This is a genomic window from Homoserinimonas sp. A447, from assembly GCF_054489325.1.
On record NZ_JBTMWW010000001.1, the window covers coordinates 2,691,578 to 2,716,702 of the forward strand.

Annotated in this window: 22 protein-coding genes and 2 tRNA genes; 21 read left to right on the forward strand and 3 right to left on the reverse strand. The window is 62.7% G+C overall.

The window, feature by feature from the left end:
• Positions 1–2: 2 nt before the first annotated feature.
• The gene (locus ACX3O0_RS13270) at positions 3–977 is read right to left on the reverse strand and encodes a diacylglycerol/lipid kinase family protein (RefSeq protein WP_459089617.1); all 975 of its coding nucleotides are present in this window, start codon (positions 975–977) and stop codon (positions 3–5) included.
• Between the two features lie 71 nt (positions 978–1,048).
• Here ACX3O0_RS13270 and serS point away from each other — a divergent pair, with 71 nt between their 5' ends.
• Positions 1,049–2,317, forward strand: coding sequence for a serine--tRNA ligase (gene serS, locus ACX3O0_RS13275; protein ID WP_459108019.1), 1,269 nt, complete (start codon positions 1,049–1,051; stop codon positions 2,315–2,317).
• Between the two features lie 8 nt (positions 2,318–2,325).
• Entirely contained in the window at positions 2,326–3,159 is an 834-nt protein-coding gene (locus ACX3O0_RS13280) for an HAD hydrolase family protein (RefSeq protein WP_459108020.1), read from the forward strand.
• Between the two features lie 17 nt (positions 3,160–3,176).
• On the opposite strand, the gene ACX3O0_RS13285 is transcribed toward ACX3O0_RS13280, so the two are convergent.
• A complete protein-coding gene (locus ACX3O0_RS13285) occupies positions 3,177–4,001 on the reverse strand; it encodes a 3-keto-disaccharide hydrolase (RefSeq protein WP_459108021.1) in 825 nt (274 codons plus the stop codon).
• Between the two features lie 258 nt (positions 4,002–4,259).
• Between ACX3O0_RS13285 and ACX3O0_RS13290 the strand changes: the two genes are divergently transcribed.
• Positions 4,260–5,123, forward strand: coding sequence for a TolB family protein (locus tag ACX3O0_RS13290; RefSeq protein WP_459108022.1), 864 nt, complete (start codon positions 4,260–4,262; stop codon positions 5,121–5,123).
• Between the two features lie 27 nt (positions 5,124–5,150).
• Here the strand turns inward: ACX3O0_RS13290 and ACX3O0_RS13295 are convergent, their stop codons facing one another.
• Positions 5,151–6,350 carry an ROK family protein gene (locus tag ACX3O0_RS13295; protein ID WP_459108023.1) on the reverse strand — a complete coding sequence of 400 codons (1,200 nt, stop codon included), beginning with the start codon at positions 6,348–6,350 and terminating at the stop codon, positions 5,151–5,153.
• Between the two features lie 183 nt (positions 6,351–6,533).
• Here ACX3O0_RS13295 and ACX3O0_RS13300 point away from each other — a divergent pair, with 183 nt between their 5' ends.
• From ACX3O0_RS13300 to ACX3O0_RS13385, 18 genes are all read left to right on the forward strand, one after another.
• Positions 6,534–7,877 (forward strand): ABC transporter substrate-binding protein, encoded by a 1,344-nt coding sequence (locus ACX3O0_RS13300; protein WP_459108024.1) that lies wholly within the window; start codon positions 6,534–6,536, stop codon positions 7,875–7,877.
• 48 nt (positions 7,878–7,925) lie between these two features.
• Positions 7,926–8,879, forward strand: coding sequence for a carbohydrate ABC transporter permease (locus tag ACX3O0_RS13305; protein WP_459108025.1), 954 nt, complete (start codon positions 7,926–7,928; stop codon positions 8,877–8,879).
• Positions 8,879–9,667: a carbohydrate ABC transporter permease gene (locus tag ACX3O0_RS13310; RefSeq protein WP_459108026.1), complete on the forward strand. Its 789-nt coding sequence runs from the start codon at positions 8,879–8,881 to the stop codon at positions 9,665–9,667. The genes ACX3O0_RS13305 and ACX3O0_RS13310 overlap by 1 nt, the downstream gene beginning before the upstream one ends.
• A 174-nt stretch (positions 9,668–9,841) precedes the next feature.
• Positions 9,842–10,831, forward strand: a complete 990-nt coding sequence (locus ACX3O0_RS13315) for a Gfo/Idh/MocA family protein (RefSeq protein WP_459108027.1) — start codon at positions 9,842–9,844, stop codon at positions 10,829–10,831.
• Positions 10,828–11,292 (forward strand): heme-degrading domain-containing protein, encoded by a 465-nt coding sequence (locus tag ACX3O0_RS13320; RefSeq protein ID WP_459108028.1) that lies wholly within the window; start codon positions 10,828–10,830, stop codon positions 11,290–11,292. The genes ACX3O0_RS13315 and ACX3O0_RS13320 overlap by 4 nt, the downstream gene beginning before the upstream one ends.
• 41 nt (positions 11,293–11,333) lie before the next feature.
• Complete coding sequence (locus tag ACX3O0_RS13325) at positions 11,334–12,443, forward strand: Gfo/Idh/MocA family protein (protein ID WP_459108029.1); 1,110 nt, start codon at positions 11,334–11,336, stop codon at positions 12,441–12,443.
• A gap of 131 nt (positions 12,444–12,574) precedes the next feature.
• Positions 12,575–12,659: transfer RNA gene (locus ACX3O0_RS13330), tRNA-Ser, on the forward strand.
• Between the two features lie 58 nt (positions 12,660–12,717).
• On the forward strand, positions 12,718–13,956 hold the full coding sequence (locus ACX3O0_RS13335) for an LCP family protein (RefSeq protein WP_459108030.1): 1,239 nt from the start codon (positions 12,718–12,720) through the stop codon (positions 13,954–13,956).
• A gap of 132 nt (positions 13,957–14,088) precedes the next feature.
• A complete protein-coding gene (locus ACX3O0_RS13340; protein WP_459108031.1) occupies positions 14,089–15,345 on the forward strand; it encodes an LCP family protein in 1,257 nt (418 codons plus the stop codon).
• 60 nt (positions 15,346–15,405) lie between these two features.
• Positions 15,406–15,494, forward strand: a tRNA-Ser gene (locus ACX3O0_RS13345).
• Positions 15,495–15,983: 489 nt separating this feature from the next.
• Positions 15,984–17,294 carry an ABC transporter substrate-binding protein gene (locus ACX3O0_RS13350; protein WP_459089628.1) on the forward strand — a complete coding sequence of 437 codons (1,311 nt, stop codon included), beginning with the start codon at positions 15,984–15,986 and terminating at the stop codon, positions 17,292–17,294.
• Between the two features lie 72 nt (positions 17,295–17,366).
• The gene (locus tag ACX3O0_RS13355; RefSeq protein WP_459089630.1) at positions 17,367–18,254 is read left to right on the forward strand and encodes a carbohydrate ABC transporter permease; all 888 of its coding nucleotides are present in this window, start codon (positions 17,367–17,369) and stop codon (positions 18,252–18,254) included.
• The gene (locus ACX3O0_RS13360) at positions 18,251–19,090 is read left to right on the forward strand and encodes a carbohydrate ABC transporter permease (protein WP_459089632.1); all 840 of its coding nucleotides are present in this window, start codon (positions 18,251–18,253) and stop codon (positions 19,088–19,090) included. Before ACX3O0_RS13355 ends, ACX3O0_RS13360 begins: the two co-directional genes overlap by 4 nt.
• 40 nt (positions 19,091–19,130) lie before the next feature.
• Positions 19,131–20,177, forward strand: coding sequence for a LacI family DNA-binding transcriptional regulator (locus ACX3O0_RS13365; RefSeq protein WP_459089634.1), 1,047 nt, complete (start codon positions 19,131–19,133; stop codon positions 20,175–20,177).
• A gap of 13 nt (positions 20,178–20,190) precedes the next feature.
• Positions 20,191–21,171, forward strand: a complete 981-nt coding sequence (locus ACX3O0_RS13370; RefSeq protein ID WP_459089636.1) for a glycosyl hydrolase family 32 — start codon at positions 20,191–20,193, stop codon at positions 21,169–21,171.
• Positions 21,168–22,091 carry a PfkB family carbohydrate kinase gene (locus ACX3O0_RS13375; protein WP_459089638.1) on the forward strand — a complete coding sequence of 308 codons (924 nt, stop codon included), beginning with the start codon at positions 21,168–21,170 and terminating at the stop codon, positions 22,089–22,091. Before ACX3O0_RS13370 ends, ACX3O0_RS13375 begins: the two co-directional genes overlap by 4 nt.
• Entirely contained in the window at positions 22,078–23,418 is a 1,341-nt protein-coding gene (locus tag ACX3O0_RS13380) for a right-handed parallel beta-helix repeat-containing protein (RefSeq protein ID WP_459108032.1), read from the forward strand. Before ACX3O0_RS13375 ends, ACX3O0_RS13380 begins: the two co-directional genes overlap by 14 nt.
• Before the next feature lie 311 nt (positions 23,419–23,729).
• Entirely contained in the window at positions 23,730–25,121 is a 1,392-nt protein-coding gene (locus ACX3O0_RS13385) for an MFS transporter (RefSeq protein WP_459108033.1), read from the forward strand.
• The last annotated feature ends 4 nt before the right edge of the window (positions 25,122–25,125 follow it).

Here is a 25,125-nt window from a genome sequence, read left to right on the forward strand (position 1 = left end):
GGCTACTCGTCGGCAGGCACCTTCACCACGAGCCCGAGGTGCTCGACCGTTGCGCGGAGGGCAACCGCCTTGCCGAACGGGTCGCCATCGAGCTCGTACTCCTCCGGCCGGCTCAGCCGTGCAGTGAAGCTCTTACCCTTGAGGTAGCGCAGGGTGCGCACCTCCTTGGTGAAGCTCATCAGCTTGCGCCCGACAGCGCTGCGCCGCAGCACGCCGTTCTCCCAGACGATCTTCACCCAGATCTGCACCCAGCCGACGACCCCCTTCGGGCGCAGCGCGACGACGTCGAACACTCCGTCGTCGACCGCAGCATCCGGGAGCAGCAGGATGTTGCCTGGCAGTGAGCCGCAATTGCCGACCAATACCGTGTGGGCGGACATCGTGCGGATGGGGGAACCGTCGACGGTGAAGCGCATCCGCACCCGGTTGTTGCCCCTCAGCGAGCGGGCGATGGCGTCGACGTAGGCGAGCCACCCCACCTTCTTCTTGAGTTCGGCGTTGGTGTTGGCGATCATCTGCGCGTCGAGGCCGACGCCGGCCATCACCAGGAAGGTGTTCATCTCCCTGGTGCCGTCCGGCAACTCCGCCTCGACGGTGCCGACGTCGATCGAGCGATTCTTCCCCATGAACGCCGTGGTGACGGCGTGCTCGAGGTCGTCCAGGGTGAGGTCGAGGTTGCGGGCCAGCAGGTTGCCGGTGCCGGATGGCAGCAGTCCGAGGGGCACACCGGTTTCGCGAAGCGCGGCGGCCACGGCGCGCACCGTGCCGTCCCCACCCGCGGCCATCACGACATCCGCACCCTTATCCAGCGCAGTCTTCGCCTGCCCGACGCCAGGGTCTTCCTCGGTGGTTTCGTACCAGAGGGACTTCTTCCACCCCGCCTTGATCTCGGCTGCGGCGACAACGGCTTCGAGGGCGGCCAGATCCACCTTGGTCGGGTTGTAGACGACGGCGGCCTGCTTCTTGGGGGGCGTCACAAGTCCAAAGGTACGACATCGTGGCCCCCGACGGAGGGTGGCTGTTCAGACCCGGCCAATAGACTGGGCGGGTGATTGACCCGCAGTTGCTCCGCGAGCACCCCGAAACCGTCAAGTCGTCCCAGCGCGCCCGTGGCGACGCACCCGAGCTGGTCGATGCTGCCCTCGAGGCTGACGTTCGCCGTCGCGCCGCGATCTCTCAGTCGGAGTCGCTCCGTGCAACCCAGAAGGCGCTCGGCAAGCAGGTCGCGCAGGCGCAGGGCGACGAGAAGAAGGCCCTGCTCGAGCAGGCGCAGCAGCTGGCCGGCGAGGTGAAGCAGCTGGCCCAGGCGGCAGCGGATGCTGAGGCGGAGTTCGCGTCGATCGTCGGCAACATCGCCAACCCGATCATCGACGGCGTGCCCTCCGGCGGCGAGGAGAACTTCGTCACCCTGCGTGAGGTGGGGGAGAAGGCGTCGTTCGATTTCGAGCCGCGCGACCACGCTGAACTCGGGGAACTGCTCGACGCGATCGATATTGCCCGCGGTGTGAAGGTGTCCGGCAGCCGGTTCTACTTCCTGAAGGGGATCGGCGCCCGGCTCGAGATCGCCCTGATGAACCTGGCGCTCGAGAAGGCGCTCGCCGAGGGGTTCACCCCGCTCATCACCCCGACGCTGGTGCGCCCGGAAATCATGCGGGGAACCGGTTTTCTCGGTGAGCACGCCGATGAGATCTACTACCTGCCGGCCGACGACCTCTATTTGACCGGCACGAGTGAGGTCGCGCTCGCCGGGTTCCATGCCGACGAGATCCTGGACCTGAGCAACGGACCGCTGCGTTACGCCGGATGGTCGACCTGCTACCGTCGTGAGGCCGGCTCCGCGGGCAAGGACAACCGGGGGATCCTGCGCGTTCACCAGTTCAACAAGCTGGAGATGTTCAGCTACGTGCTTCCCGAGAACGCTGAAGCCGAGCACGACCGGCTGGTCGCCTGGCAGGAGGACATGCTGCGGGCCTGCGAGCTCAGCTACCGCGTCATCGATGTCGCAGCCGGCGACCTGGGTTCGAGCGCCGCCCGCAAGTTCGACATCGAGGCGTGGGTGCCGACGCAGGGGACCTACCGCGAGCTCACCAGCACGAGTAACTGCACCACCTACCAGGCGCGACGGCTGGACATCCGCTCACGCACCGAGACCGGCAAGACGGCGCCGGTGGCCACCCTGAACGGCACCCTCGCGACGACCCGCTGGCTGGTGGCCATCCTCGAAACGCACCAGCAGGCGGATGGCTCGGTGCGGGTACCGAAGGCATTGCAGCCCTATCTCGGCGGCCTGACCGTCATCGAACCGGTGGCACGTTGACCGAGCCCGTGTCGCCCCTCGAGTCGCAAGAGCTCGTCGAAACCGGCGACCGCTGGTTCGTCGCCCTCGACATCGACGGCACTGTCATTCACGAGGACGGCACCCTCACCGAGCCAGTCATGGAGGCGGTGCAGCGCGCGGTGGACGCCGGCCATGACGTGACGCTGGCGACCGGGCGATCCTGGGAGATGACGCATCCGATCCTGTCTTCGCTGGCGCTCACCCCCGAGTATGTGGTCTGCGCGAACGGTGCGATCACCATGAAGCGCGACCCCCAGGGCGAGCACGGCTATCGGCGGGAGTTGGTGGAGACCTTCGACCCGGGGCCCGTGCTCGACCGGATCAAGGGTGGGCTTCCGACCGGGCGGTTCCTGGTCGAGGATGCCACCGGTTTCCGGCTGTACACCGAGGGCATGCAGGACTGGAACCTCGACAACGCACGGATGGTCGAGTTCGATGAGCTGGCGGCCACGCCGGTCACCCGTGTCGTGGTGGTCTCCCCGGATCACGAGCCGGCCGAGTTCCTTGAACTCATCGACTCTCTCGGGCTTCACCACGTGAGCTATGCGATCGGCTGGACGGCCTGGCTAGACATTGCGCCGGAAGGTGTCAACAAGGGCACGGCGCTCGAGCGGGTGCGCGATCTGCTCGATGTTCCGCTGGACCGGGTGCTGGTCATCGGCGACGGCCGCAACGACATCGAGATGTTCGAGTGGGCCGGGGCTCACGGCCGCGCGGTCGCGATGGGGCAGGCGCCGGACGAGCTGAAAGCGGTGTCGACGGATGTGACAGCGGATGTCTGGACCGACGGCCTGGTCGCCGTGCTCGACGCCCTCCCGTAGGGCTGATCAGGCGTGGATTAGAGCTCCAGGACGCGGATATTCCGCCACCGGCACTTCGCACCCTTTCCCCACCGCTTTTCGCCCATGGAGGGGTCGTTCTCGTGAACTTCCAGCGCGATCGGTCCGGAGCGCCCTAGCATCCCCAGCATGCTGTCCTTGTCATAGTGGGGGTGCTCGAGGTGCTCGAGGTCGATCTCGGAGATCTTCGTGCCGTTGATCCAGACGGTGATCGTCGGATAGGTGCCGACGGTCCGAATCTTGAACTCATTCCACTCACCCCAGCGCCACGCGTCGAGGAATTCCTGCTCGGAGGCCGCGTAACTGAGCATCTTCCGCTGCTCCTCCGAGACCGGCATAAGGCTCTCCGCTGGGTCTTCAATGGCGATTCCGGTGTATTCCCCGTCGGTTTCGATGGCGCGAAGGGTGAAGGGCAACGCATGGAATCCTCCGATTCCGTTCCCGTAGAAACCCCCGATTCCGCCGGACTGCCGGTGGTCCAGGAGGATTTGGATTCCAGCCCAGTTGGTTTCCGCCTTGCGCAGGGAGATGCCGGTGTCGGCCGGCCAGTCGGGCTTTGCCTCCAGCGTCAGCTCAAAGTCGGAATACGACTTGTCCGATAACAAGAATCCGCCATAACCGGATCCGGCTGGCCACTGTTCCCCGACGATGGCGCCGTCCTGAACAGACCATCGTGACTCCTGGAGAACGGCCTGCTCACGGTATTCGGGCGTATCGAGCGACAACGACGGGCCGCCAGGCCAAATCGGGCTGTAGAGACGCGGAGTGGAATGCCATCCGGCTAGGGTCTCTCCGTCAAAAATGCTGGTGGCCTCATTTGTCATCGTTGATCGATTGCTTCCTCTTCAGCGCCCGGAGAGCGGTAACAACTTATGAACAAACTAGGCTAAAGATTAGCACGTTCGCGCCAGTTGCGGTTCATGAGGAAAGGACTTATGTTGACAACTGACGTAAGCCAGCATCCGCGCACAGCGGGAAAGGCAAGGTTGTCACGCGATAACCGGGAAGAAGCGGCAGTGGAAGAGACCAGGGCTTTGGAATACAACCGCAGTCCAGCCAGGAGCGGACTGCAGCCAGGGCAAGTGTCCCAACTGATCGTGAAAGAGGTCGGCTCCGATGATGAGCATGTCTTGCTCGAAACCGATTTCCTGATCGAGTCTCCCAACTGGACGCCCGACGGAGCATGGATCATCGTCAATGGTGGAGGAAAGTTGTACCGTCTCGCCGCTGACGGGACCACCGGGCTGACCGTCATCCCCACTGGTGATGTCGCCAACATCAACAACGACCACATTCTCTCTCCGGATGGAACGACTGTGTACTTCAGCGCCGCCGGTCATCTCTTCAGCGTCCCGATTGACGGGGGCACTCCGGTCAAGATCTCGAATGATCACCCTGCCGACAGGAACTACAGCTATTGGCTCCACGGTGTTTCTCCGGACAACCAGACTCTTGCCTATGTGTCGGTTGAACCGGAGGGATCGGACCCTCGCGGGCGCAGAAACCTGGTCACCATTCCCGTCGCGGGCGGCCCCGACAAGCCGCTTTCCCGCGGTGTCGTACCATTCGACGGGCCGGAATTCTCTCCTGATGGCACCTGGATCTATTACAACTCGGAGGAGGCGGCAGAGCGGCCGGGACATTCACAGTTGTTCAGAATGAGGCCTGACGGTTCTGGGCGTGAGCAGCTGACGTTTGACGAGCGAGTGAACTGGTTCCCACATCTATCACCTGATGGGTCGCTGGTCGTGTATCTCAGTTATGAGGCGGGCACTATCAGCCACCCGGCTGACGTTGATCTCGAGATCCGCGTGATGTCGGCGAGCGGAGGGCCGGTTACCACGATCTCCACACTTTTCGGCGGGCAGGGCACCCTCAACACGAACAGTTGGGCACCGGATAGCAAGAGGTTCGCGTACGTCGCCTATCCAGCGGCAATCCGGTAGCCGCGTCGGCAGCCTCAGGACCGCGCCTTATGCGGTTGCGAGGGTTGCCGTTGGGCTGGTGAGCATGTCCTCGATTCCCTTGGGGGAGAGGACATGCTCGATCACCATCCGGCTTGCTCCGACCACCGCAGTGGTATCTGGTGTGCTGGCGCGCACAATCGTCAGCGACTCTGTCACCATCGGGGAGGCTTGATCGTGGACGGTTTTGCGTGTTTCGGCCAGGAGATGCTCGCCAGCCATAGCCAGCGGCCCGCCGACGGCGATCAGCGACGGGTTCAGAACGCTGGCGTAGACGGCGAGGACCGACCCCAGGTCTCGGCCCGCCTGCCGAAGCGCCTGCACCGCATCAGCGTTCTCCTGCTCCACCAGGCGCACAATGTCGGCGGCATCCGTGACGTCATGACCTTTGTCACGGAGCGTCTTGACCAGTGCGGTGACCGAGGCAACCGCCTCCAGGCAACCGGCGTTGCCGCAGCGACAGATGATGTCATGGCCACGCGGCACCCGGGCGTGGCCCACTCCGCCCGCCATGCCCGCGCAGCCTTTCTGAAGGGATCCGCCGGCGATAATCCCGGCGCCGATACCGGTGGTGAGTTTGACGAACATGAGGTCGTCGACACCGGAGTACATCAGCTGCTCACCGAGCGCCATGACGTTGACGTCGTTATCGACAAGCACCGGAACGGCGAACGACCGTTGGATTTGCTCCTGAATCACCGAGCTGGTCCACTTGGCGAGCGTGGGCAGGGTCGCTTGCCGTCCTGTGGTGATTTCAACGTATCCGGCCAGCCCGACTCCGACACCGATCACCAGGTCGGTCGACATGTCGAGATCCTGGAGGAGCTGTTCGCCCATATCCATGGCGCCGGTGAGGACAGCTGAAGGACCATCGGAGAGCTTCAGGGGACGCTGGTCGTGTTGTAGCACTGTTGCTTGAAGGTCAGTCACCGCAACCGACACATGGTCGCTGCTGACATCAACGGCAAGGACGACTCTCGCCGCAGGGTCGAACGAGAACTGTGATGACGGCCGGCCGCCCGTAGAAGGTGCATCGTTGGCGGCGGTAACCAAGCCGAGCTGCATCAATTCGTCCACGCGCGAGCTGACCGTGGTGCGGGCGAGCCCGGATATCTGCGCGAGCTCGGTGCGGGTTTTCTCCTTGCCGTCCCGGAGGAGCTGAAACAGTTCACTCGCCCGCGAGTACCCATGGACTTCCGCTACACCCATATGCTTTACCCTTTCCTGCGGCCATGCTAGCGGACGCTAGGTGAACTTAACCCGTCTTTACTCAAAAGATGCTGGAAGATGCGCGTTCTAACCGTCGCCGTCGATTAACTTTCTTTGACTTTCATCAAAACTCGCCTTAGGGTCGTCATTACTCAACCCGTGTGACCGTCAAAGGAGACCAGTTTGTTCCCACTCACGAAGAGCCGCAGCGGCTTCAAAGCGTTCGTGGCAGTAACCGCCGCAGCCGCTCTGGCCTTGACCGGCTGTGCATCGTCACCTGCTGCCCAGAATGAATCAGCTGACTCCGGCACCCTGGACTGGTGGGGATACTCGCCCAACAAGACGGTTGCCGAGAGCCTGATCCAGGAATTCAACAAGGAATACCCTGACATCACTGTCAACTACAAGTTCTACCCGAACAACTCCGAATATCCTGCGGCGCTCCGGGCCGGCCTTGCTTCCAACAGTGGACCGGACCTCTTCAACCTGTCCACGAACTCGGCAGCCCCGGTGAGCCAGTTCGGCTCCTTCGCCGTCGACCTGGCGTCTGCGATTGGTTCGGACGAGGTCTCCTCGCTCGCCGAGCAGTCGTTCACGCTCGAAGATGGAACGCTCGCAGGTGCAGCCCTCGGTTCCGTCTCGGCAGGTCTGCTCTATATCAACAAGGACCTCTTCGACGCCCACAACCTGACTCCGCCGACCACCCTCGACGAATGGGTTGACGGCTGCGAGACCTTCGAAGCCAACGACATCCAGTGCTTTGCCATCGGCGCCGGAACCGGCCCCGGCTTCAACGCGGACACGCTCCACTCCATCGCGAACACCATTCACCCGGGCAAGTGGCAGGAGACCGCCACCGGCGAGGGATCGTGGGAGGACCAGTGGTTCGTCGACACCCTCGACGCCTGGAAGAAACTCCAGACCGTCGGAATCATCCCCGAGGGGGCCATCGGCCTTCAGCAGTACCCGGATGCCAACAACACCTTCCTGCAGCAGAAGGCAGCCATGGTTCAGATGGGAACCTGGTACAACGGCAACCTCATCGTCGAGAACATGACGAAGGCCATTGAGGGTGCCGGAGTGGCGGACGCCACCCCGTTCACCATGATCCCGGTTCCGTTCCCGGACATGAGCAACAAGGGCAAGCCTGGACTGCTGTTCTCGGATGTCGACGCCGCGATTGCCATCAACAAGAAGTCTGACTCCATCAACGCAGCAACGACGTTCGTCACCTGGCTCACGACATCGCAGCAGGGCCAGGAGCAGATTGCCAACCGACTCGAGTTGACGCCGGACTCGGGAACGCTGCCCGACTTCTCGAAGGTCAACCTGGTCAACAAGGACGTTCAGGAGCCTGTGATCAAGGAGTTCGCCGCATCAGCCGAGGAGAACACCGCGGAAGGCCGGTACCGCTTCCTCCCGCCGTCCCTTATCCAGGCGATTGTTCACGCGTCCACCAGCGTGCTCGAGGGAACCGCAACGTCCGAGGAAGCTGCGGCCGCGGTCCAGGCTGAGGCATCCAAGTAATAGATCCGCCTGAAGCACGACTAGCACGCGGAACAAGTGAGGAATCTGTTGGAAACGCTAGACCAGCGCGTTACTTCCCCCGGCAAGGTGGGGGAAGTAACGCGCGCCACACAGCCGCCACGCCGCCGAACCCGGTTGCAGCCTTCCGGGTTCTTCTGGCTGATCCCGGCGATGATCGTCTCGTTCGTACTGATCTACTTTTCAGTCGGCTACACGATCTTCATCTCCACCCTCGACTGGGACGGGATCTCCCCGAACCAGGAGTCAGTGGGGCTGGACAACTACCTGCGCGCCCTGGGTGAGCCTATTTTCTGGGGAGCGCTTCGCCACACAACCGTGTACCTGGTGTTCTCCTTCGTCGGGCAGGCGTTCTTCGGATTCCTGTTTGCGGTAATCCTGCACTCGGCGGTGCGACTTCGCGGCCTCTATAAGGTCCTCGTTTTCGTGCCGGTGATCATCGCCCCGGCGATTATGGCGCCAGTCTTCCGGCAGATCTTCGCAAACGAGGGCCAGTTCAATGGCGTGCTCAGCAGTATCGGACTCGACTTCCTGACCCAGCCCTGGCTGGCGCAGTCGAGCACAGCATTACCGGTCATTATCGCCATCGCGATCTGGCAGCACACCGGACTGTACTTCGTGCTCTACTACGCAGCCCTCGGGCAGGTGGATCCCGAAGTCTTAGAGGCAGCGCGACTCGACGGCGCCGGCAACGCTCGGATGATGTGGAGCATTATCTGGCCGCAGGTGCGCGGCACCACGATCGCACTGCTGATGCTCTGCACCATCAACTCACTGAAGCTCTTCGACATCCCACAATTGGTCACGCACGGCGGGCCGAACTATTCCACGGAATTCCTCGGGACCTATATCTACCGCGAGAGCATCCCGCTATACGACGTGGGCTACGGTGCGGCACTTTCGATCTTCCTGCTGATCCTCGCCATCGGCACGGCGGTGCTCTTCAGCCTCCGCGGCCGCAAGTCGACCCCGAAGGACGTCTGATGCTTGAAACGAGAACCCGGCGCTCCCGGATCCTGCTGCAATTCCTGTTGACGATCATGATCGTGCCCTTCGTCTTCCCCTTGGTCGCGATGGTGCAAGGATCATTCGCCGGGCTGGGTTGGGGCAACTACGAGGCAGTGCTTTCGATACCTTCGCTTCCGCGCTACTTCCTGAACAGTTTGATTATTGCGGTCGCGACCATCGCCATCGTGTTCTTCTGTACTCTGCTGGCAGCTTTCGGGTTCTCAAAATTGCGCATTCCGGCGAAGGAGCTCTTTTACTGGCTTCTCCTGGTCGGACTCACCCTGCCCGAGATCGTGCTCATTACTCCGCTGTTCGCCACCGCCGCGGCCACCGGGCTATACGACACGCTCCTTGCCGTGATCCTGCCGACAGCAGCGTTACAGATCCCGTTCACGGTCTTGATCGTCCGCAACTTCTTCGACGGCATCCCGGATGAGCTCTTCGAGGCGGCGCGGGTGGACGGAGCCAGCACCTTCCGCACATTCCTGTCGATCGTCGTTCCACTGTCGCGGCCGATTGCGGCAACAGTCGTCATCCTCACCCTGATTACCAGCTGGAACGCATATCTTCTGCCCCTCGTCTTCCTCCAGAGCGCCGACAATCAAACCGTGACCCTGCTGGGGCAGTTCTTTGTGGGCGAGTTCACCAACGATCAAACCAAGATCTTGGCCGGGTCGGTCATCACCGCTCTCCCCACTGTGCTGGCCTACATCTTCCTGCAGCGCTATTTCGAGCGAGGGCTCGCCGCCGGAGCGCTGAAGTAGGGCAAAACCGGAATCTCTTGGCTTGCCGTGCCTTGCCGCGGCTGCCTTGGACGCGGTCGCGTTGCGGGCACGCCCTCCACTAATACTTGAAAGGACGCTACACATGACCTCACTCGCCAGCTCAACCCGGCACAGCATCACCGCAGCTTTCTATTTCGAAACAGGCGGTGCCTGGTGAGCCGCCACGTCGTCGGCATTCTCGGGGCGGGCTTCATCGCGCCCACGGCCGTCATTCAACCCTCCCGCCGACGTGACGACGTCACTGTCCACGCGGTTGGATCTCGCGATCTGGACAAGGCGAACGCCTATGCCCTTGCAAACCGGATCCCCATTGCCTACTCCAGCTACGAGCAGGTCATCGCCGACCCGGACATCACGATCATCTACAACGCGCTGCCCCCATCCGAACACGCCAAATGGTCCATCGCCGCCCTCGAAGCAGGCAAGCATGTTCTGTGCGAAAAGCCCATCGCCCTCGACGCCCACGAGGCCAAGCTCATCGCCGAAACAGGCTTAGCTGCGGGACTGCAAGTGACCGAGGCATTTCACGACCGCTACCATCCGCTCTTTCTTTACCTGCTCGAGCTGACACAGTCCGGACGGCTTGGAACGATCACTGAAGTCACGGCCGAAGTTTCTATCCAGACCGTATTCAACCCCGACTCCTTCCGCCATAATCCCCGCACCGGAGGTGGTGCCCTGATGGAGTTCGGTTGCTACCCGGTTCGCTGGCTCCGCAACGTGATCGGAGAGGAACCCGTCGTCATCTCAGCGAACGCCGAGCTGAACCCCCTGGGCGCGGACAGTCGAATGGAGGCCACGCTGGAGTTCCCCAGTGGTGCCAAGGGGATGCTGCTGGCCGACGGTCTCTCGACCACACCCGGTGTACAGAGCCGGATTACGGTCACCGGCGACCACGGGAAGGTAGAAATCCTTGACCCGATCGTTCCGCATAGCGGTCATAGCATCCAGGAGTGGATCGGCGACACCTACGAAGTGCGTACCGTCGGCGGTGTCGCGAGTTATGACTACCAGCTCGCGGCGGTCCTCTCGGCTATCGAGACCGGAGTCCCTTCTCCGACTAGTGCTGCCGATTTTGTGCCAAACATGAAACTTATCGACGACATCTTCGCATCCGCCGGCATGGTACGGACGACCCTGTGAGCGCGGCGTTAACCGTGGAGGATCTTCTGGAGGATGAACTCCGGTTCCATTTCCGCGGATTCACCAAGGACACCGCCTGGAGCCTGGGGACAGCAATCCGGAACAAGCTCGTAGAGGCGGAGGCTCCCGCAGCGGTCGAGGTGACCCACGGCGGCCAGGTGGCGTTTTATTCTTCCCTGACCGGAGCAGGACCCGACAACGACGACTGGATCCGACGCAAGCGCAACGTTGTCAGCAGGTTCGGCCACAGTTCGCTGTGGATGAAGCTCAGCGCTCAGCCTGGATTCCACGAACGCTACCGCTTACCCGCTGCCGATTTCGCGGCCGTCGGCGGAAGCTTCCCGATCCTCGTGACTGGCGTTGGACAAGTCGGCATCGCGTCGATCAGCGGAATGGCCTCCGATGAAGCAGAACATCGGCTGATCACGGCGTGCATTCAGGAGATACAGGGCGCTAGGTGAGAGCACGCGAATTCGAGGCCCGGCGGAATCTGGGTGTAGCCATGATTGGGTACGCCTTCATGGGCAAGGCCCACTCGAACGCTTGGCGCAACGTGGGAAGCTTCTTCGATGTGCCCGTCGTTGAGCAGACGGTCCTGGTCGGTCGCGATGCCGGTCAGGTCGCGGATGCGGCCGCTAGATACGGTTGGGCGGAGTCTGCGACCGACTGGCGCACCGTGATCGAACGGGCAGATGTCGACATTGTCGACATTTGTGCACCCGGCGGGATGCACGCCGAGATCGCCATTGCTGCACTCCAGGCCGGCAAGCACGTGCTGGTGGAGAAGCCGTTGGCGAACAGCCTGATGGAGGCTGAGGCAATGACGCGGGCCGCCCAGGCAGCCCGCGAACGTGGGGTCCAATCCATGGTTGGCTTCAACTACCGGCGCGTTCCCGCCTTGGCACTCGCCAAGGAACTGATCGCCGAATCTCGCATTGGAACCATCCGACAGGTGCGGGCGAGCTACCTGCAGGATTGGCTCAGTGATGAAGAAGCGCCGATGAGCTGGCGGCTGCGTGCTGAAACTGCAGGGACGGGAGCGCTGGGTGACATCGCGTCTCATGCCATCGACCAGATTCAGTACCTCACCGGAGAAATCGTCACCGAAGTTGCCGGTCGGCTGCGGACCTTCGTTGGCTGGCGGCCGGGTCCGAGCGGGTTGGAAGAGGTCACGGTCGATGACGCCGTCTGGGCAACACTCGGCCTGAGCGGCGGAATCGATGCTTCGGTTGAGGCATCTCGCGTGGCCACGGGCCGGAAGAACAGCTTGCAGATCGAAATCTATGGCACCGGTGGCGCCCTGACGTTCGATCTGGAAAACGTCAACGAGCTCCGGTTCCTTGATGCCACCGCCCCGGCGAGGGAGCAGGGGTTCCGCAGGATCCTGGCCACGGAGCCGGAGCACCCCTATCTTGAGGCGTGGTGGCCGCAAGGGCACATGATCGGCTGGGAGCACACCTTTACGCATCAGGTCCGTGACTTCCTGGCCGCGATCACAACTGAGCGTCCGCCGTCGCCGTCCTTCGAGGAGGGGCTGCAGATCCAGCGCGTGCTCGCCGCTGTGGAAGAGTCCGCAAGAAACAAGAGCACTGTCACGGCCGTCCAGCCCTAAAAGGCCAGCGGGCCGAGCTCGTCGTCTCAAGCGGGTCGAGCTCGTCGAGCGTTGCGCTGAGCCTGTCGAAGTGACCAACCGAGCCCGTCGAGGCAGCGCATCCGTTAGAATCGGCGCTTGGGTCATACCCTGGAGGGCTGTCCGAGCGGCCGATGGAGCCAGTCTTGAAAACTGGTGGGCAGAAATGTCTCGTGGGTTCGAATCCCACGCCCTCCGCGCATGACCGCTTACCCGAGGCGGTGCATGGTTTCAGGTCGACATTGAGGGGGCTCCAATGAGCGAGGGACGTTCAGGCAAGGGCAAGCCGGTGCGCCCTATTGCGCGCCACGGCCGACAGCGCAGGCGGAACCCGATCGGTGCGATTTTCAAGCTGCTGGCCGGCGCACTCTCGGTGCTCCTGATCAGTGGTGTCGCGGTGGGCGCCGTCGCCCTCTCGCAGATCGAGTCCAGCATCGACACTGTCGACCTCGTCGGCCAGGAGGAGGGCGCCGCGCCGCTGGACATCGGGTCGTTCGAGGGTGGCTTCAACGTGCTGGTGGTCGGCAGCGACCGGTGCGAGGACGATTCCGGTTGTGACGGGCGCGGCAGCGCGAACCTCAACGACGTCACCATCCTGCTGCACGTCTCCGCAGACCAGACGAATGCGGTCGCGGTGAGCTTCCCCCGCGACCTGGTCGTGCCGATCCCCTCCTGCCCGCGCGAGGACGGCAAGGGCAATAACCGCTCCATGTCGGGCCAACCGATCAACGTCACGCTGTTCTACGGCGGGCTGCCCTGCACCGTCCTCACCGTCGAGGCCCTCACCAAGCTCGATATCCCGTTCGCAGGCCTCATAACCTTCAACGGCGTCGTCAACATGTCAACGGCGATCGGCGGCGTGACGGTGTGCACCACTGGGCCCGTCGTCGACCGCTACTCCGGCATCAACCTGCCGACCGCCGGTGAATGGGAACTCGAGGGCCACAGCGCGCTCGCGTTCCTCCGCAGCCGGCACGGTGTCGGTGACGGCAGCGACCTCGGCCGGATCAGTTCCCAGCAGGTGTTCATGTCGGCGATGGCACGTCAGCTCACCTCCGACGGCGTGCTCCAGGACCCGACCAAACTGTTCAACCTCGCGACGACCGCGACCCGGTCGATGCAGTTGTCTTCGAGCATGAAGAACGTCACCACGCTGGCGTCGATGGCTCGCGTGTTCGCGAACATGGATTTGAAGAACGTGAAGTTCGTGCAGTACCCGAGCACGACGGGTGTCGGGGGCATCTACCTGGGCAAGGTGGCGCCGATCGAGCGGAAGGCGGACGAACTTTTCGACCTGATCCGCAATGACCAGCCGTTCAGCCTGGTGGAGGGCAACACCGGCCGCGGCTCGGTGCTCGACCAGAATGCTCCCACCACGCCGGACACTCCGGAAGAGCCGCCTGTCGAGGGCGGTGGGGTGCCCGAGGATGCCGCCGTCATCACCGGGGTGCAGGGGCAGTCGGCTGCCGACCACACCTGCTCCAAGGCGAACTAGCCAGGTTCGTCCGGCGGCGATGCGGATGCTGCTGCCGCACCCCGCTCCCCAGCACTCGTTCAGGTTCTTGCCTCACAGTTGCTGGTGCCCGCCGTGGTGAGGCGTGCATCCACAACCTAAGGGAGCTGCGATTTGAGTGAGCGCCGGGCGCGCCGCGTCGACGAGTCGACCCCGGTGATCGCGCGCCACGGTCGCTTGAGGAGGCAGACCGTTCTGGTAGGCCTGCTCAAGCTGTTCGGGGCGTCCCTCGCGGTGCTGGTGATCAGCACTCTCACCGTCGCGGGCGTGACTGCAGCCCAGCTCGAGGCGAACATCGACTCCGTCGCCCTGGTGGGTGAGGAGGCCGGACCGCCACCGGACCTCGGCGCGTTCGAGGGCGGTTTCAACGTATTACTGGTCGGCAGCGACGAGTGCGAATACGAGCGCTGCCCCGGCCGCGAGGGCGTTCGCAACGACGTGACCATCCTGCTTCATGTGTCCCAGGATCAGCAGAACATTGTGGCGGTCAGCTTTCCTCGAGACCTGATCGTGCCAATTCCGTCCTGCCCCCGTCCGAACGGCGAAGGCAACTATTCGGCCATGTCGGGTGTGCCGCTCAACTCCTCGATGGGCTACGGTGGCCTTCCGTGCACGGTTCTGACCATTGAGGAACTGACCGGCCTCGACATTCCGTTCGCCGGAGTGATCACGTTCAACGGCGTGGTGCAGATGTCGAACGCGATCGGCGGGGTGACCGTGTGCACCAATGGCCCGGTGGTCGACCGCCTGGCTGACAACATCAACCTTCCCAAAGCCGGAACCTACACCTTGCAGGGGGTGGAGGCTCTCGGGTTCCTCCGCACCCGGCACGGGGTCGGCGATGGGAGCGACCTGGGCCGGATCAGCAACCAGCAGGTCTTCATGTCGTCGCTGGTGCGCAAGATCCAGGATGACGGCACCCTCGGCGACCCGGCAGCGCTCTACCGGATTGCGACCGTTGCCACCCAGTCGATGACCCTGTCGAACAGCCTGAAGAACCCGACCACCATGATCGCGATGGCGCAGGTGCTGAAGGGGCTCGACCTCTCTCGTGTGCTGTTCGTGCAGTATCCGACGTTCTACGGCTCTGGTTCCTTCGCGAACAAGGTGGTTCCCGACCAGACGAACGCTGACAAGCTCTTCGAGAAGATTCAGGCGGATGTGCCGTTCACCCTCGCTGAGGACAGCGTCGGTGTCGGCGCGGTGAAGGATCCGAACGCTCCGGCGCCCACCACGGAGCCGGTTCCCGAGCCGGAGACGGATGCCACGGCAGCGCCAACCGAGACGGCTCCCGCTGCACCCGCCCCCGAGGTGTTGACCGGAATCGAAGGTCAGTCCGCGGGCGACCACACCTGCTCGAATGCCAACTGATCGGCGCGAGTCGTTCGAATCGGAGAACCGCGATCGTGCGGCTATGATTGTCGAGTTACTGGAGACGTCGCATAGTCCGGCCTAGTGCACCACCCTGCTAAGGTGGAGTTCCCGTAAGGGAACCAGGGGTTCAAATCCCCTCGTCTCCGCAAAAATCCCTGGTCAGGGAGCAGGTAGCTTTAGCCCGGGGAACTGAAACAGCAGCTGCCTATCGGATTCGACTCGCTCGCAACCTTCGTGGCTGAGAATGTCACGAGCCCCGTGACCGAGCGGCGCAGCAGCGGCGCAGCGAAGCCGCCCGGCGCGTCGACGTTTGGCCGCTCGCACGATGACGATGCGCCAGTCGTTTGCGCTCGTAGCTGGAGAGTCGCTCGTGAATGTGGTCAGCCGGCGCGAGCGCACGGCCGTGTATCCGGTGGCGGCCCATGAACGCCGCGGTCGGTCTGGCCCGACTTGGCAACGAGGCCGCGGCCTACGCCTCGGAGCCAGAAGCATTTTGGCTCAATTTGGCATTGGACAAAGGAGTTTTCTTCGCGCACAATCGTGCCAAGACGTTTTGCCAAAACGTTTGATCACCATAAAGTGGTCTCAATCACAGTGTGCGTAGCGATGCCGCTACCAAGAACGGAGTCGAAGTGATGAAGCTTCGCAAGATGCGCGGTGCCCGTGCCGCGCTGCTAGGAACGGCTGCCCTATCCGTTACCGCCCTAGCCCTCTCAGGGTGTGGTGTAGGCGGCAGCCCCAGCGGATCCGATGCCAGCGAACTGACGGTGCTCGTGGAAGGCGGTGGGCTTGCCGAACTCCAGCCCATCGCCGACCTCTACAAGGACGAGACCGGCACGACCATCAAGCTCGTCGAGCTTCCTTATGACGGTCTGTACGACCGGATCCAGACGGAACTCGGGTCCGGCAGCGTTTCGTTTGACATCGCGGCCCTCGACGCCATCTGGCTGAGCGCATTCGCAGACGGAGTCGCGCCGCTCGACGACCTCTTTACCGACGAGGTCAAGAGCGACCTATTCCCGGGGCTCGTCTCCGAAGCGCAGATCGACGGCACATACGTGGGAATGCCGATCTTCACGAACTCAGAGATTCTCTACTACCGCACCGACCTGTTCAACGATCCCGCCAACCAGGCGGAGTTCGAGGCGAAGTACGGCTACCCGTTGGCCCCGCCCGCCACATGGGAAGAGTACGCCGACATCGCCGAGTTCTTCACTCGTGACACCGACGGCGATGGTCAGATCGATCTCTACGGTACCGACGTCAAGGGTGCCGTTGAGACCGAGTGGCTCGCGACCGTGTCCCAGGCAGGCGAGACCCAGATGGTTCTCGATCCGGCCACAGGCGAGGTCACGATCGATGACGCCGATCACCTGGCTGCGCTCGACTTCTACACCAGCCTGCTGCCGTACGCTCCCGCGGGAGCCTCGCAGCTCGACTGGGCTGGTGCGCAGAACCTGTTCTACCAGGGGCAGCTTGCCATGATGCGGTTCTGGGGTCACGCCTACACGCAGACTCCGGATGACGCTCCCATCAAAGACAGCATCGGCGCTGCTCCGATGATTGCCGGCCCGGGCGGCATCGCGGGTGTTCCCGGCGCCTGGTACCTGTCCGTTCCGACGGCGGGCACCAAGCAGGAGGCCGCCAAAGACTTCATCGCCTTCGCATACGAGCACAACGACCTGTCTATCGACACCTCGCTCGGGTTGGTCGCGCGCATCTCGGCGTTCGAGTCACAGGACGGCGTCGCTGGCAAGGAGAACTACCCGGCGATCCTCGAGACGCTCAACTCTGACGCAACCAAGGCGCGCCCCGCGACGCCGCAGTGGCAGGAGATCGTCAACACGGTACTCACGCCCATGCTGCAGAAGGCGGTGGAGCCGGGCGCGGATAACGCGGCCCTCCTCGCCGAAGCGAAGGCGCAGATCGAGGCGATCATAAAGTAAGTCCGGCAACTTCGGGGTGGCCGGCGTTCGCGCCGGCCACCCATCACCCCAAAACAAAGGAACCACACAGTCGTGCGTATCACCGATCGCCGGTTCGCCCTTCTCCTCATGGCGCCGGCAGCGCTTTTCCTCGCGGCGTTCGTACTTTGGCCCCTCATCCGGTTCGTGTCGAACGGCTTCTTCGACATCTCCCCGATCGCGGGAGGTCCCCGTGACTTCGTCGGATTCGACAACTTCGTCGATGCGTTCACCTCGACGGCGTTCCAGGGCGCGGCGTTCAGGACCTTGCTCTACACGCTCATCGTCGTGACCCTTGAGTTCACCATCGGCCTCGGCGTCGCACTCATCTTCGCCTCGCTCGGCTCACGCTCATCCGTGTTCCGCACGATCTTCATGTACCCACTCATGATCGCGCCGGTGGTCGCCGGGCTGCTCTGGCGGTTTCTGCTCATCGACAACTTCGGCATCATCAACGAGCTGTTTCGACAGGTCGGGATCCTGCAGAGCACAAGCCAGATCGGCTGGCTCAGCGACCCCAATATCGCTCTCTTCTCCGTGGCCCTGCCTGATGTCTGGCTGACTACCTCATTCATTACCCTCGTGCTGTTCGCCGGACTGCAGAACGTGCCGGGAGACATCATCGAAGCGGCCAAGCTCGACGGCGCTCGATTCCCCACGCTCTTGTTCCGTATCATCATTCCCCTTCTGAGGCCGGTCATCGCCGTCGCCCTCATCGTGCGCGGTATCGATGCCGCCCGGGCGTTCGACATCATCCTCATCCAGACCAACGGCGGACCCCAAGAGAGTACGACGACTTTGAGCCTGCTCATCTACCGCACTATGACCCGTTACGGCGATCCCGGCTTAGCGAGCGCGATGGGAACGATCTACCTCATCGCCATGCTCGCCGTCGCATCTGTCGCGATCTTCGCGATCTGGCGTCCGGGGGCCGACCGATGATCGGCATCGAGACCAATCGTCGGTCGTCTCGTGTTCTGCTCTGGATCACCCTTGCCGTCGTTCTGGTGATCTACGGGTTCCCCTTCATCTACCTCGCGCTCACGTCGTTCAAGACGCCGCTCGACGCGATCGCGGTTCCGCCTGCGGTCCTGCCAGCCGAGTGGACGCTCGAGAACTATGTGACGGCGTTGAGTAAAGACGGCGTGGTGCCGGCCCTCATCAATAGTTTCGTCACTGCGGTTCTCAGCACGATCTTCTCGCTCGTGCTGGCGGTGCCAGCGGCTTACGCGATCACGCGCTATCGAACGCCGAGCGGTCGTGTTTTCGTAGTGGCTGCGCTCGTGACGCGGATGGTGCCGACTATCGCCGTCGGTGTGCCACTCATCGAGACCATGCGGGCGCTCGGGTTGAGCGACACGTCGCTGGGCCTCGCGATCGCGCACACCACGATTTCATTGCCGCTTTCGATCTGGCTCATGGCGAGCTTCTTCGAGTCGGTGCCCGATGAGCTCGAGGAGGCGGCCAAGGTCGACGGCGCGTCACGGCTCGGTGCCCTGTGGCGCGTTGTTCTGCCCGTGGTTTCGGGCGGCCTGGCCGTCACCGCGATCTTCGCGTTCCTGGCATCGTGGAACGAGTTCCTCTTCGCCCTGCTGCTCACGTCGGTACGAGCGCAGACCACGCCGATCGTCATCGCCAACTTCCAGACGCAGTTCGGCCTGGACTGGGGAGGGATGACGGCGCTCGCCGCGATCTACTCCATTCCGGTCATCCTGCTCACTCTTGCGCTGCAGCGTCACATCGTCGCGGGCCTCACGCTGGGTGCAGTGAAAGGATGAGCGATCGCTCCATGGTAGAAACCAAACAGGAAGAAGGACGGTGGCGGTGAGAAACGTTGGGATCCGAGACGTGGCCGAACTTGCTGGTGTTTCAGTCACCACGGTGTCGCATGTCCTGAACGACACACCGCAAATGCGAGTCGCCGCAGAGACACGAGCACGTGTTCGCGAAGCGGCGAAAACACTCGGTTACGGCCCGAACCGTATGGCGCAGGGGCTGCGCACAAACCGGTCGGGGCTCATCGGTCTGCTGAGCGAAGAGATCGCAACCACTCCCCACGCGGGCCGGATAATCCTCGGCGCCCAGAATGCAGCGCGCGAACACGACCTGACCCTGGTCATCATCAACACTGAGCGCGAGTCCAGCGGCAATTCGCACAAGGACGACGTGCAGGCGCTGATCGACCGGCAAGTGGAAGCGGTTCTCTACGCGACGATGTATCACCGCCAGGTATCCCTCCCGCCAAACCTGCAGGGCGTGCCTGCCGTACTAATCGACTCGACCGACCGGGCCGGTCTCACTCCTTCGGTGGTCCCCGATGAGGTGGGTGGTGCGATCGCCGCGGTCACTCATCTCGTCGAGGCCGGGCACACACGCATCGGCTTCCTCAACAACAACGACGATGTGCCGGCCACGCACGAACGTCTCGTCGGGTTCAAACAGGTATTGCAGCAACACGACATTCCGATCGACGAAACACTGATCGTGAGCGCACCATCGGAAACACTTCCCGGGTACGCGCTTGCTCGAGAAGTGCTTGCCAGGCCCGACCGACCGACCGCTCTGTTCTGTTACAACGACCGGATGGCAATGGGCGCCTACCGGGCAGCGACCGAGTTGGGCCTGGACATCCCGCACGACCTCTCGATCGTGGGCTTCGATAACCAGGAACTCATTGCCGCGAACCTGTTCCCCGGCCTCACCACGGTGGCGCTCCCTCACTACGAGATGGGCGCCTGGGCCGTCGAAACTCTCGTGCATCTGCTCCGCGGAGAAGCCGAATACAAGCTCCTCGCCGACAGGCCTACTCGTCTCGACTGCCCGCTGATCATCCGAGGCTCAGTCTCAAAACCACGAGACAACTGAAAGGATACAAAGAATGCTTCGACTGTCCGCGTCCTGGGTGTGGGACTTCTGGATCGCCGACGATGGCGAGCGCTTCCACCTGTTCTTCCTGAAAGCGTCCCGAGCTCTCCTCGACCCTGACCGAAGGCACTGGCGTGCCACGATCGGTCACGCGACTTCCACCGATCTCACGACGTGGACTGAACACGCCGACGCGGTCATCCCGGATGACTCACCCGCCTTCGATGACCTCGCGACATGGACAGGGTCAGTAGTTCGCGATGCCGACGGCAGGTGGCGGATGTTTTACACGGCTGTCAGTCGCGCGGAAGGTGGACTCAACCAGCGGATCAGTTCCGTCGTCTCCGACGATCTCTTCACGTGGCGCCGAGAACCTGACAGGCAGGTCCTTGAACCGGATGCCCGTTGGTATGAGACCGCTGAAACACGACAGTGGCCAGATCAGGCCTGGCGCGACCCGTGGGTATTCCGCGACCAGGACGACTGGCACATGCTGATCACTGCCCGTGCCAACACTGGCCATCCCGATAATCGGGGGGTCATCGGGCACGCAACCTCACCGGACCTGACGCACTGGACTGTTCGGCCGCCGTTGTCTGCTCCGGACGCTGGGTTTGGGCACATCGAAGTTGTTCAGACTGCCATTGTCGACGGCACCTCGGTCGGCCTGTTCTCCTGTCTCGCCTCCGAGCTGGCACGCGACCGCCATGCGGAAGATCCCGTCGGCGGCGTGTGGGCGTTTCCTGCGGACTCTCTGGCAGGGCCGTTCCACCTCGCGGATGCCTACCGTCTCACGGACGAGCGACTCTACGTGGGTCGGCTGGTTCAGGATCGCGCCGGTCAGTGGCAGATGCTTGCATTCCGGAACGACGACGGCCACGGCGGTTGGGTTGGCGAGATCACCGACCCGCAGCCCGTCCGTTGGGTCGATGGCCGGCTGACGGTCGAATCGACCGTCAGGTCAGAAGCGCTGGAGAACCGAGTTCCGTCATGACCACCGATGCGCTCGTCATAGGGGAAGCGCTCATTGACGAAGTTGTCGAGTCCGGTCGCGTTAGCCGCCATTCGGGAGGGTCCCCCGCGAACGTGGCGGTCGGACTCTCTCGTCTGAATCTGGTCACTCATTTGCACACTGCCATTGGTGATGACGATGACGGGGACCTCATCAGAAAGCACCTGGGTGAATCCGGCGTGATCCTCACCGCAGAATCCTTGACGGATGCGCCGACATCGAGAGCGGTCGCCACCCTCGCAGGTGACGGATCCGCAACCTACGAATTTGCATTGAGCTGGGACCCCCTCAACATTGACGAACTCGGAGCGCCAAAGGTCATTCACACCGGTTCGCTTGGCGCGTTCCTCGAACCCGGTTCGGAGATCACCCGCGACATCCTCCTGAGAGGCCGTGCCGAGGGTGCGCTGATCACGTTCGATCCGAACGTGCGACCGAGTCTCATGCGAGATTCGCAGAAGGCCCACAAGGTCTTCGAGGAGCTTGCCTTCTCCAGCCACGTCACGAAACTCAGCGACGAAGACGCCGAGTTCCTCTTCCCAGAAAAGTCTCTCGACTACGTGCTCGATCTGCTCATTGATGCCGGAGTGGGCGTGGCCGGAATCACGCGGGGAGACAAGGGTGCGTATCTCGCGAGCGGACCCAATCGCTTCACTGTCCCGCCAATCAAGACCGTAGTCGCAGACACCGTGGGCGCCGGCGATTCCTTTATGGCAGCGCTGATTTGGGCCCTCGCCTTCGGAGATAACGGCTGGGAGGGCCATCCGATTTCTCAGACACGGCTCGAGGACATCGGCGGGACAGCCGCACGTGCTGCCGCCATCACGGTATGCCGGCCCGGCGCTGACCTGCCGGTGCTGAGCGAGCTGGTTACCAAGGAGGGAATCAGTGTCAAGCGCTAACTACTACGACGTGACGGAGTGGCCCGTCGGTAATCCGGCCGAGGACATCGGTGAGGTGTTCAACAGCATCATCGCTGACATCAAGAGCCGGCAAGTGGCCACCGACGAGAAGAGGGGCGGAAAGCCAGGCGCGGTGATTTACGTTCCGCCCGGGGACTATCACCTTCGCACGCAGGTACTGATCGACATCAGCTTCATCAGGATCGAGGGGTCAGGGCACGGTTTCACGTCGTCGAGCATCCGGTTCAACGTTCCCGAAGAAGAGTGGCGCGACTTGCATGAGCTGTGGCCCGGAGGCAGTCGCATTCTCGTGGACATTCCTCTCGGCGAAGACGAGGAGCAGTCCACGGGCGCAGCCTTCTACATCGAGCGAAGCGGGAGCCCGCGAATCAGCTCGGTCGAGTTCTCCAACTTCTGCATCGACGGGTTGCATTTCGCCCCGGATGATTCGGAGCTACCTCCAGAGAACACTTATGTCAACGGCAAGACGGGCATCTATGTCGCGAACGCCAATGACTCCTTCCGCATCAACGGCATGGGGTTCATTTACCTCGAGCACGCTCTCACGATCTACAACGCGGACGCGCTCTCCATTCACGACAACTTCATCGCAGAATGCGGAAGCTGCATCGAGCTTCGTGGGTGGGGACAGGCATCGAAGATCACTGACAACCTGATCGGAGCAGGCTTCAAAGGCCACTCGATCTACGCCGAGAACCATGGAGGGCTGCTGATCACCGCGAACAACGTCTTCCCCCGCGGTGCGAGCAGTGTGCATCTCAACGGAGTCACGCGCTCAAGCGTCACGAACAACCGCCTGCATTCGTTCTACCCCGGAATGGTGGTCCTTGCAGCGAACAGCTCGGAGAACCTCGTGGCTTCGAATCACTTCTTGCATGACCTCGAACCGTGGACGCCCTTCCTGCGAGTCGACAACGGACTCGATGACCTCTACGGACTCCTGTGCGTCAGCGGCAGCAACAATTCGATCATCGGGAACCACTTTTCCGAGGTGATCGACTCCGAGGGCATCCGCCCCGCTGGTGCGATGCCCGTCATCATTCGGTTGATTGCGGGCGGCGACAACTACGTTTCCACCAACCACGTGGTGGCCAAGGACGTTCACGCCACGTCGAGTGGTTCGGCCTTCGAGGCTCAGGTCGACGCCTTGCTGACGACCGAGGCTTCGGACCGCCTCGCCGTTACGACCGTCAAGGTCGATACCGACTCAACCCGGAATACGATCCTTGATTCAGGAACTGATGCGCAGGTTGTCGTAGCTACCGCTGTTAACGCCTTTAGGCCCACACCCGCGGTCGGCTCCTAGTTGATTGCAAAGCCTTTCACAGCGCTTCACTAACGTATTTGAGAACTTCGAGCTGGTCTACATGCTCACTGGCGGCGGTCCGGTCCATCGCTCAGAAACTCTAGTGAGCTACATGTACTTCATCACCTTCACTAACCAGCAGTACGGGCTGGGTATGGCGATTGCGGTGACAATCACCGTACTCGGCGCGATCGTCTCAATCGGCTGTCGCACTCACCTTTGACAACACCGCTTTTTCTTCCTCGCACCCATCGCCAAATTTCCTGTGGGCAGTGATAATCGATTGATCACCCGTCGATTGGGACGACCTGATGACCACCAGCCAGGACGCTGACTCTTCAACGACTGTGCCTGCGCGGGAAGCTACGCCCGGTGGCATCCGCACATTCATGCAGGTGCTCGTCAACACTGCGGTAGCCAACGTCACAACCAGTTACCTCTGGTTCGCCCTGACGTTCTGGGTCTACATCGAGACCAGGTCCGTGCTCGCCACCGGCATCATCGGTGGTGCCTACATGCTGCTCGTCGCGGTGTTCTCGATGGCATTCGGCACGATCGTCGACCGGCACCGCAAACACCTCGTGATGCTCTTCGCCGGGGCGGTGACCCTGGTGGCGTTCGGGGTCTCGGGTACGCTGTACCTGCTCTTCCCGGAGTCGGTTCTCCTCGACCTGGGGGCTCCGATGTACTGGATCTTCGCGGGAATCATCCTGTTCGGCGCGGTCGTTGAGAACATGCGGAACATCGCCCTCTCCACGACCGTGACCCTGCTCATCCCGGTGGAGCGGCATGCGAACGCGAACGGGATGGTCGGCACGGTGCAGGGCCTCGCCTTCCTGGTCACGAGCGTGTTCAGCGGCCTCTCGATCGGTCTGCTCGGCATGGGCTGGACCCTCGTGATCGCCATCGTGCTGTCGGCGGCCGCGCTGGTGCACCTGATGTTCCTGAGCATCCCCGAAGACAAGCCGGAGGCGGATGCCGGCCGCACCACCTTCATCGACCTGCGGGGCAGCATCACCGCGGTCCGCGCTGCGACCGGGTTGTTCGCCCTGATCATCTTCTCGACGTTCAACAACCTGATCGGCGGCGTCTACATCGCTCTGATGGATCCTTACGGGCTTGAACTGTTCCCGGTCGAACTGTGGGGGATCGTGCTCGGCGTGACCTCCAGTGGCTTCATCATCGGTGGGCTGTTGGTCGCGAAGTTCGGCTTGGGGCGCAACCCGATCCGCACCATGCTGTTGCTCGTCATGGTGATGGGCCTGCTCGGAGCGCTGTTCACCATCCGCGATTGGTGGTGGCTCTACGCAGGAGGCATCCTGCTTTACATGACGCTCATCCCGGCGGTGGAAGCGGCCGAGCAGACTGTCATCCAGAAGATCGTTCCCTTCCGCACGCAGGGCCGCGTGTTCGGTTTCGCGCAGGCGTTCGAGGCGGCCGCCGCGCCCGTCACGGCATTCCTGATCGCGCCGATCGCGCAGTTCCTGATCATTCCGTACATGGACTCCCAGGAGGGTCAGGACGCGTTCGGCTGGCTTCTCGGGGAAGGGCAGGCGCGCGGGATTGCGCTGGTGTTCCTGGTCGCAGGCCTGGTGATGGTACTTGCAGCGGTCGGCGCGTTCTTCACCCGGTCATACCGCCGCATTTCAGCGCAGTACCTCGGCCAGAAGGAGTCGGTGCCTGCGGAGCCGGCCACTGCCTGACCGA